The organism is Bradyrhizobium sp. P2_E8, assembly GCF_056403875.1.
The window spans coordinates 1-6,240 of the sequence record NZ_JBFUES010000408.1; the positions used below are offsets into that span (position 1 = coordinate 1).

The window sequence follows — 6,240 nt, forward strand, 5'->3', positions numbered from 1 at the left end:
GAACTGCGAATGTCCATTGCCGAACACGGCGACGTGCTTAAGCTACCCGCATACAGAACGACAGCCACGAAGAAACGCCCATGCCCGCTTTTCACGCCTCGACCACCGTGCTCGACTCCATGCTGTTCCGTGACGCCTTCGGCACGCCTGAGATGCGCGAGGTGTTTTCCGATGTCGCGCTGGTTGCGCGCTATGCCGAGGTCGAGGTGGCGCTGGCGAAGGCGGAGGCCAAATGCGGCGTGATCCCGCAGGATGCCGCCGACCAGATCGCGGCGCGGACCGACGTCGCCGCGCTCGATTTCGACCTGTTGCGGCAGGAGACCGACATCGTCGGCTATCCGATCCTGCCCTTGGTGCACCAGATGGTGAAGCAATGCGGTGATGCCGGCCGCTACGTGCATTGGGGCGCGACCACGCAGGACATCATGGACACCGCCGTGGTGCTGCAATTGCGTGCTGCCCTCGAGATCGTCGAGCGCGATATTGCGGAGCTCCGAAAGATCCTCGCCGATCTCTCGAAGCGCCATCGCGACACGCCAATGGCGGGGCGCACCCACCTCCAGCAGGCACTGCCGGTGACCTTCGGCTACAAGACCGCGATCTGGCTCGCGATGTTCGACCGTCACGCCGAGCGTCTGGCGCAATTGAAGCCGCGCGTGCTGGTCGGCCAGTTCGCCGGCGCCGCCGGCACACTGGCCTCGCTCGGCGACAAGGGCTTTGAGGTGCAGGAGGCGCTCTGCACCGAGCTGAAGCTCGGCGTCCCCGCCTCGACCTGGCATGTCGCGCGCGACGGCTTTGCCGAGGCCGTGAACTTCCTCGCGCTCGTCACCGGCTCGCTCGGCAAGATCGCGCTCGACATCATGATCATGGCCTCGACCGAGTTCGCCGAGGTCTACGAGCCCTTCGTCAAGGGCCGCGGCGCCTCCTCGACCATGCCGCAGAAGCGCAACCCGATCTCCTCGGAACTGATGCTGGCGGCGTCCAAGGCGGTGCGCCAGCATGCGGGCCTGATGCTGGATGCGATGGTGCAGGATTTCGAGCGCGCCACCGGCCCCTGGCACGCCGAATGGATGGCGATCCCCGAAAGCTTCGTGCTGACCGCCGGGGCGCTGCACCAGGCGAAGTTCGCGCTCGCGGGCCTCATCGTGGACGCGGCGAAGATGAACGACAATCTCGCCATCAGCCGGGGCCTGATTGTGGCCGAAGCAGTCATGATGGGGCTCGCGCCGCAGATCGGGCGGCAGGAGGCGCATGACGTGGTCTATGACGCCTGCCGGCTCGCCAACGAGAAAGGTTTGACGCTGGCGGACGCGCTCTCGTCCGACCCGCGCGTCTCTGCCAGGATCGGCCGCGCCACGATCGATGCGCTCACTTCACCGAAAAATTACCTCGGCCTTGCTCCCGCCATGGTCGACCGGGTGCTGAAATCGGCAACGCGTTGAAAACCAAGATGCGTGAAACTGCGTATCTTTCGTCGCCCCCAATACGCTCGTATACTTGTGTCTAGCGATGCTAGACTTAGATTGAGCGAGAGACTTTCGGCAGAGGACCCGGCATGACCGATCAACGCATCACCTCCACTCCCATCGATCCTGCGAAACTCGACCGGCTGGCCGAGGTGGCGGTGAAGGTGGGCCTGGGCTTGCGGCCGGGACAGGATCTGCTCCTGACGGCGCCCGCGATTGCGCTGCCGCTGGTGCGGCGGATCGCCGTGCATGCCTACAAGGCCGGCGCCGGTATCGTGACGCCCATCCTGTCGGACGAGGAGATGACGCTGGCGCGTTACCGCCATGGTCACGACAACAGTTTCGATCGCGCCGCCGGCTGGCTCTATGAAGGCATGGCCAAGGCATTCTCCGACAACACCGCGCGGCTCGCCATCGTCGGCGACAATCCGATGCTGCTGTCGGGCGAAGATCCGTCCAAGGTGGCGCGCGCCAGCAAGGCCAACTCGATGGCCTATCAGCCGGCTCTGGAAAAGATCGTCAATTTCGACACCAACTGGAACATCATCGCCTATCCGAGCCCGTCCTGGGCCAAGCAGGTGTTCCCTGGCGATCCCGAGGACGTCGCGATCGGCAAGCTCGCGGATGCGATCTTTGCGGCCTCCCGCGTCGATCGCGAGGACGCGATGGCCAATTGGGCGAGCCACAATGCGGTGCTGCGCGAGCGCACCAACTGGCTCAACGGGCAGCGTTTCCGCGCGTTGCAGTACTCAGGACCGGGCACCGACCTCACCATCGGGCTTGCCGACGGTCATGAATGGGAAGGCGGCGCCTCCCTGTCCAAGAACGGTATCAGCTGCAACGCCAACATCCCGACCGAAGAGGTCTTCACGACGCCGCATTGCCGTCGCGTCTATGGTCATGTCGTGAGCTCGAAGCCGCTGTCCTACCAGGGCACGCTGATCGACAACATCGCGGTGCGCTTCGAGGACGGCAGGATCGTCGACGCGAAGGCGTCGCGCGGTGCCGAAGTGCTGAACAAGGTGCTCGACACCGACGAGGGCGCGCGTCGTCTCGGCGAGGTGGCGCTGGTGCCGCATTCCTCGCCGATATCGCAGAGCGGGCTGTTGTTCTACAACACGCTGTTCGACGAGAACGCGGCCTCGCACATCGCGCTCGGCCAGTGCTACTCGAAATGCTTCGTCAACGGCGCCCAGCTCACACCGCAGCAGATCGCCGCGCAAGGCGGCAACCAGAGCCTGATCCATATCGACTGGATGATCGGCTCGGCCGAGACCGACATCGACGGCATCCTCACCGACGGCAGCAAGGTGCCGGTGTTCCGCAAGGGCGAGTGGGCGAAGTAAGGCGTCTTGCGGTCCATCCTTCGAGACGCCCGCCGCCGGCGGGCTCCCCAGGATGAGGTCTCGTTTCGCGGCGAGGTTCTAGACCCTCATGGTGAGGAGCGCCGCCTTACGGCGCGTCTCGAACCATGAAGGCCGGGCACGTACCCTCAAAGCCTTTTCACGCCGCCGCGTTGCGCAGCGTCGGGTTGTTGTCGATGCTTAAGCGGTTGAACAGCGTCGTGAACGGGCTGCCGTCGATGGCCCGCACGATGGCATCGGAAGCAGCCACCGCCTCGTAGAGCGCATCGACCGGATCGTCCGACTCGGGCAGGTCGAGGGCCTTGCGGATTTGCTCGCGGGCCTCGTTGACCTCGTCCTCGTCGCCGAGGGTCGCCTCCAGCGCGTCCGCCGCGCGCCGCATCTCCGCGAGGTCGCCGCCCGCAGAGAATTTGAGGACGTCGAGCCAGTAGGGGCGGGCGACGACGAGCTGGATGAAGGCCTCGAACGTAGCAGCGATAATTCCTGCGCGGCCCTCCGATGACGCGTAGAGCACATTCTGCGACGGCAGCAGCACGAACGTGCCGCCGGAGCCGTCACTGCCGATCTGCCGGGGGCTTTCGATGCCGTCGACGGTAAACCAGGGCTCCTCGTCCGGCGTGAAGGAGATATCAAGGCCCCCGAGCCGGGCCACGACTTGGCTGTTGGCTGTCAGAACCTCGGGCGTGAGGGGCATCGGCACGGCTCCTTTCAGTCATTTCGCGCATTTTGTCGCACCCTGGAAAAGATGGGTTCATGTGCGCGAATTTGCAGGGGAATCCCGGCGTTAGCTGCGTCGCACATGCAACTTGCGGCTGATTGTCGAGGCCTGCGTAAGAAAGAATTAAAAGCCGATCACTAGCGTTGCCAACATCATTGGAAACAATCCTGGCCCTGAACGGGGCCAAACCTATTTCATTCCCTGAGGAAACAGATGTCGCGCGCAATGATTGAAATCGGCAGTTGCAATGTGGATCTCGAGCTGCGGCCGATCGAGCCGTCCTGGATCATCGAGGGCAATCCGGTGTCGCGCTCGCACATCCTGTCCACCAGCGCGGACGGGACCGCCTCGACCATCATCTGGTCCTGCACCGAAGGGCGCTTCAACTGGTACTACGACATCGACGAGACGATCATGATCATGGAAGGATCGATCGTGCTCGAAAGCGACGGCATGCCGCCGAAGCGCTACGGCCCCGGCGACGTCATCTTCTTCCGCGACGGCGCGCATGCCAAATGGCATGTCGAAGGCCACGTCAAGAAGATCGCCTTCTGCCGCAAGACCAATCCGGTCATGATCGGCTTCCTGATCCGCGTCGTCAACAAGCTCAAGCGGATGTTCGTCTCCACCGGCGAGCGCCGTCCCGCCTCGCTGATGGGTGCCGGCTAGCGCCTGCCCGGACAACAACGTTTCAAGGACGCTTCCCAGCGGCCACGACGAAGAGGGGTCGGGATCAACATCCCGGCCCCTCTTCTCGTCATGACGGCAAATCTTGTCATGACGGCAAGTCGAGCCGGTAGACATCGGTCGCGGTCTGCGAGAACAGCGCCGTCTTCTCGGCCTCGCTCAGAGGCGCCGCGATGCGCTTGAAGGCGTTGAAGATCACCTGGTAGCTGCACTGGCCCTTGTCTGGCGGAAAATTGCTCTCGAACATCGCGCGTCTTGCGCCGAACACCTCGATGCAGGTCTCGATATAAGGCCGCCAGGCCGCGGCAAGCTCCTGGGATGACGGCGGCCTCTCGCGCAGATGGAAATCGTAGCCCAGCAGGCACATCGCGAGGCCGCCGAGCTTCACCACCACGTTCTCGCATTTGCCGATCTCGCGGATCGAGGCGCGCCATTGCGCAAACACCTCCTCGCGCCGCCCGGCAAAGCGGCCGACGCCCGCCGGGCCGCCGCAATGGTCGAGCACGATCCTGGTGTCGGGGAAGGCGCGCGCGAGCTCGGTCAGCTCGTCGATCTGCGGATGGAACAGCCAGGCATCGAAGCTGAGGTTCAGCGGCGCCAGGCAGGCAAAGCCCTTGCGGAAGGTCGGATCCTGCAACAGTCCCTTCGGCCGGTGCGCATACATGCCGGCGACGACGGGATCCTGGTCCCAGGCGGAGGAATGCCGGATGCCGCGGAAACGGCCGTTGCCCGCCGCGATCTCGGCTTCCAGCACCGGCCTGGCGGCGTCGCCCAGCAGCAGGTTCGCATGGCTGACGATGCCGGCGCAGATCGCGGCCGTGCCGTAAGCACCGCTTGCGCTCATTGCGGCGACGCCGTTGGCGAACTCGACTTCGCCGACGGGCCGGAACTCCTCGGGCCCGTGCGCGCGATACATCGAGCGGCAGTCGACATAGACCGTGGCGATGATGTTGTGGCCGGAGGCGATGTCGGCCGCCATCTCCTCGATCAGGTAGCGGTGCCCGCGATTCCAGAGATGGTGATGGGGATCGACGATCGGCCGCGAGGGATCGATGATCTCCTCCTGATGCAGCGCGAGCCAGTCCTCGCGCGGCTCCACGAATAGCCCACTCGTGTTGGCAGGTAGACCATTTGCAGCCATCGGCGTTCGCTCCCGTTTTGTTTTTATGCCGGGAGCCTAGCATCTCGTCCTTGCGTCCAGCAGCGCGCGCCGCGCAACCTCGCCCTTCACCGCGAGCACAACGGCGCGGTCGTCAGCCCTTGCGCCGCTTCGCCCTCACATCGACCACCAGCCGCCAGTCAGACGCTGCAGTCGGCTTGACCTCGCCGAGCCAATGGAAGGCGTCGTCGGCGATCTCCGTAAAACTCCAGCGCGTCAGGTCGCCGGACTCGGTCGTGCCTTCCTGCATGATGTCTTCGCCACGTGGGCGGCCGACCTGCTGGCGGAACACGCTGCGGCCGGGATCGAACCAGGAGATCCGCCACGCGGATATCGAGGGGTCATAGACCCGCAGCGTCGTGCCGTACCAGTTGCCGGCGATCGGAAAGGCCGGGCTGCCGGTGCGACGGGGAATGATCCAGACGTCCTGGACGGCGCGTCCTTCGAGCACCCAGCCGAAATGGATTTCGCCGGGGGCGACGTGTTTCGTTCCATCGGGGCCGCGGGCGGTGATCTCGGCATCCCAGTCCCCGACAAAGCGGCCGTAAAGCTGGAGTGCTGCGGCGTGCTCGGGGTTTGGTCCATCCGCGTGCAACAATCGCGCAAAGTCGGTCATGTCGATCTCCTTTTGCGGGAAGATCAGCACCAAAGCGCGACAGCCGGCTTGGAGAAAATTGCGCCTCAGACGCCGTCGAGGATGATCACCGTCGGCTTCGACGGCAGCGCGTCGCGCGACATCCGGAACGAGCGCTCGAGGCGCCGGTCGATCTCGAACTGCTGGCCGATCCGGCGCATGAAATCGTCGAGCGGGGTGGCGAAGCGGTGCATCGGCAGCACCACGGAGGA

General features: G+C 64.6%; 6 protein-coding genes and 1 pseudogene. 3 read left to right on the forward strand and 4 right to left on the reverse strand.

Going from position 1 to position 6,240, the window contains the following annotated elements:
- Positions 1-80 precede the first annotated feature (80 nt).
- Positions 81-1,442, forward strand: coding sequence for a 3-carboxy-cis,cis-muconate cycloisomerase (gene pcaB, locus AC1D00_RS21850; protein WP_477012090.1), 1,362 nt, complete (start codon positions 81-83; stop codon positions 1,440-1,442).
- A gap of 113 nt (positions 1,443-1,555) precedes the next feature.
- Entirely contained in the window at positions 1,556-2,812 is a 1,257-nt protein-coding gene (locus AC1D00_RS21855; RefSeq protein WP_025575162.1) for an aminopeptidase, read from the forward strand.
- 157 nt (positions 2,813-2,969) lie between these two features.
- Here the strand turns inward: AC1D00_RS21855 and AC1D00_RS21860 are convergent, their stop codons facing one another.
- Positions 2,970-3,524, reverse strand: coding sequence for a hypothetical protein (locus AC1D00_RS21860; protein ID WP_477012091.1), 555 nt, complete (start codon positions 3,522-3,524; stop codon positions 2,970-2,972).
- 237 nt (positions 3,525-3,761) lie between these two features.
- On the opposite strand from AC1D00_RS21860, the gene AC1D00_RS21865 reads away from it, so the two are divergent.
- The gene (locus tag AC1D00_RS21865; RefSeq protein WP_025575160.1) at positions 3,762-4,217 is read left to right on the forward strand and encodes a cupin domain-containing protein; all 456 of its coding nucleotides are present in this window, start codon (positions 3,762-3,764) and stop codon (positions 4,215-4,217) included.
- A gap of 106 nt (positions 4,218-4,323) precedes the next feature.
- Here AC1D00_RS21865 and AC1D00_RS21870 read toward each other — a convergent pair whose 3' ends face one another.
- From AC1D00_RS21870 to AC1D00_RS21880, 3 genes and pseudogenes are all read right to left on the reverse strand, one after another.
- Positions 4,324-5,376 (reverse strand): amidohydrolase family protein, encoded by a 1,053-nt coding sequence (locus tag AC1D00_RS21870; RefSeq protein WP_477012092.1) that lies wholly within the window; start codon positions 5,374-5,376, stop codon positions 4,324-4,326.
- Between the two features lie 112 nt (positions 5,377-5,488).
- Positions 5,489-6,010, reverse strand: coding sequence for a hypothetical protein (locus AC1D00_RS21875; protein WP_477012093.1), 522 nt, complete (start codon positions 6,008-6,010; stop codon positions 5,489-5,491).
- Between the two features lie 65 nt (positions 6,011-6,075).
- Positions 6,076-6,240 (reverse strand): annotated as a pseudogene (locus tag AC1D00_RS21880) (MBL fold metallo-hydrolase); the annotation flags it as partial.

Bases quoted from the DNA above. Each gene is read 5' to 3' on its own strand.
- AC1D00_RS21870 (WP_477012092.1), bottom strand. From the start codon at position 5,376: ATGGCTGCAAATGGTCTACCTGCCAACACGAGTGGGCTATTCGTGGAG.
- AC1D00_RS21860 (WP_477012091.1), bottom strand. From the start codon at position 3,524: ATGCCCCTCACGCCCGAGGTTCTGACAGCCAACAGCCAAGTCGTGGCC.
- AC1D00_RS21875 (WP_477012093.1), bottom strand. From the start codon at position 6,010: ATGACCGACTTTGCGCGATTGTTGCACGCGGATGGACCAAACCCCGAG.
- AC1D00_RS21865 (WP_025575160.1), top strand. From the start codon at position 3,762: ATGTCGCGCGCAATGATTGAAATCGGCAGTTGCAATGTGGATCTCGAG.
- AC1D00_RS21855 (WP_025575162.1), top strand. From the start codon at position 1,556: ATGACCGATCAACGCATCACCTCCACTCCCATCGATCCTGCGAAACTC.
- pcaB (WP_477012090.1), top strand. From the start codon at position 81: ATGCCCGCTTTTCACGCCTCGACCACCGTGCTCGACTCCATGCTGTTC.